We start from the raw sequence: 2,333 nt of genomic DNA, 5'->3' as shown, positions 1-2,333 counted from the left end.
GATGACATTAAGGATGAAAAAGCATGGCTGAAAGCGAACCCGATTGCGGCTTCCTATCCGGAAGGGGTAGAAAATATTCGCGCCAAGCTGAAAGAAGCGCTGGAAAAACCGGACAAAATGGACGATTTTTTAACCAAAAACATGAATGTTTGGATCAATAAGCGCGAGCAAGCCTATATTTCGGCCGAGCGCTGGGCGGCCTGCGGCACGGAAAACCTGCCGGATATCAGTGGATTGGATGCGTATGTAGGCGTTGACTTGTCGGCAACGACCGACTTAACGAGCGTTTCCATCGAAATCCCTTTGAATGACGGCAAATTTGTCGTCTTGTCCCACTCGTTCATACCGGAAGAAAAGCTCGATGAGCGGGTCAAGACTGATAAAATGCCGTTCGATCAATGGGTTCGTCAAGGTTGGATCACCGCCACACCAGGAGCGGTCGTCGATTATACGTTTGTGCGCGAATATATCAAGTCAATTGAGCCGACATACGGCGTTTTGGTGAAGGAAATTTGCTATGACAAGTACAATGCGCGGCATTTAATGCAGGAGCTTGAAGCAGATGGCTTCACGACGGTAGAAATTCCGCAGGGGATTCGCTATTTGACGGAGCCGACGAAAAATTTCCGGACAAAAGTGTTTGAAAAGAAGATCATTCACAACCAAAACCCCGTTTTAACATGGGCAGTCGGCAACGCGGTGACACGAAAAGACGCCCAGGAGAACATTATGCTGGATAAATCGAAGAGCACGGACCGGATCGACCCACTGGCGGCGCTTATTAATGCCCACGCCCGGGCGATGTTTGCAAATGTCGAGTCGGTTGACGTATCGGAATTTGCGACCGATGACTTTTTAGACAGACTGTGGGGTTGATAAAGTGAAAAAATTACGGAAAATCTTTCGTGATTACGCGGAAGATTTTTTTATTTTCATTGGTCTAGTGCTTATCAACATCGCGACGTTCCGATTAAGCGTGACGGCAGGGCTGTATATGCTGGGTTTTTCTTGTTTAGCCGTCGGCATTTTTGCAGCGCTGCATCCACCGAAGCGTTATCCGCCGTGAGGGAGGTGAGGAATGAATGTTTTTCCGGCGTGCTTTGGAGCGAAGAAGTACTGAATACACAGAATACAGCCTAAATGATCCGGCGCTTTTAGATTTTCTCGGCCTTTCTCCTGGCGAGGTCAACGTTTATGGGAAAAATGCCCTGAAAGAAGCGACGGTTTACGCTTGTATCAAAATTTTAGCCGAATCGCTGTCAAAGCTCCCATTGAAGATTTATCTCGAGGGCGAAACCGGCGTCAATAAGGCAGTGAAGCACTATTTATATAAGTTGCTAAAGCTCCGTCCCAATCCGTATATGTCAGCTTCTGACTTCGCCAAATGCAATGAGACGCAGCGGAACATACACGGTAATGCATACGTCAACATTGAGACGGACGAAAAGGGCAGAATTGTGGGGCTTTGGCCGATCGATGCGGGTAAAGTGCGCATTTGGATTGACGATATCGGCCTTTTCAGCAGCAAAAACCACATCTGGTATGAAGTCGATGTCGGAACCGAGCGGCGGAAGCTCATGCCAAACGAAATTTTGCACTTTAAAAGTGGTGTGACACTCGATGGCATTGTCGGGGTTCCTCCTCTTGATTATTTGCGGGCGACGGTGGAAAATGCGGCGGCGGCCGGCCGGTTTATCAATAATTTTTACAAGCAAGGGTTGCAAGTGAAAGGAATCGTCCAGTATGTTGGCGATCTAAACCCGGAAGCGCAGAAGAAATTCCGAGAAAAATTCGAGGAAATGTCTTCAGGACTGAAAAACAGTCACCGCATCGCGCTCATGCCGATCGGGTACGAATTTAAGCCGATCAGTTTGACGATGTCCGATGCGCAGTTTCTTGAAAATACGGAGCTAACAATCAGGCAAATTGCAACGGCTTTTGGTATAAAAATGCACCAACTCAACGATTTAAGCCGGGCAACTCATACGAATGTAGCCGAACAGCAACGGCAGTTTTACGTGGATACATTGCTGCCGATTTTAACAATGTATGAGCAAGAGATGACGTATAAATTGTTTCTTGACAGTGAAATTGACGCTGGATATTACGTGAAATTCAACGTTGACAGCATGCTTAGAAGCGACATTAAAACGCGTTATGAAGCGTATGGCATCGGAATTGAGAAAGGTTTTATTACGCCGAACGAGGCGAGGGCATTAGAAGAGAAGCCACCTTTACCTGGCGGTGACCAGCTTGTATTTAATGGTAACGTTATTCCATTGACGATGGCCGGCCAACAGTACATGAAAGGAGGTGGTGACAGTGGGCAATCA

General features: G+C 47.3%; 3 protein-coding genes. All 3 read left to right on the top strand.

Annotated features, from left to right (window positions below):
* Window positions 1-876: terminase TerL endonuclease subunit (locus tag CD000_RS19685; protein ID WP_233130448.1), on the top strand; the 876-nt coding region annotated here is incomplete at its 5' end.
* A 4-nt stretch (window positions 877-880) separates the two neighbouring features.
* A complete protein-coding gene (locus CD000_RS19680) occupies window positions 881-1,066 on the top strand; it encodes a hypothetical protein (protein ID WP_096224892.1) in 186 nt (61 codons plus the stop codon).
* 16 nt (window positions 1,067-1,082) lie between these two features.
* On the top strand, window positions 1,083-2,333 hold a 1,251-nt coding region (locus tag CD000_RS19675), incomplete at its 3' end, for a phage portal protein (RefSeq protein ID WP_096225797.1).

The organism is Geobacillus sp. FJAT-46040 (genome assembly GCF_002335725.1).
GTDB classification, from domain to species: Bacteria; Bacillota; Bacilli; order Bacillales; family Anoxybacillaceae; genus Geobacillus; species Geobacillus thermoleovorans.
The sequence above is the reverse complement of the archived record's forward strand: the minus strand, read 5'-3'. Positions and strand labels throughout refer to the sequence as shown.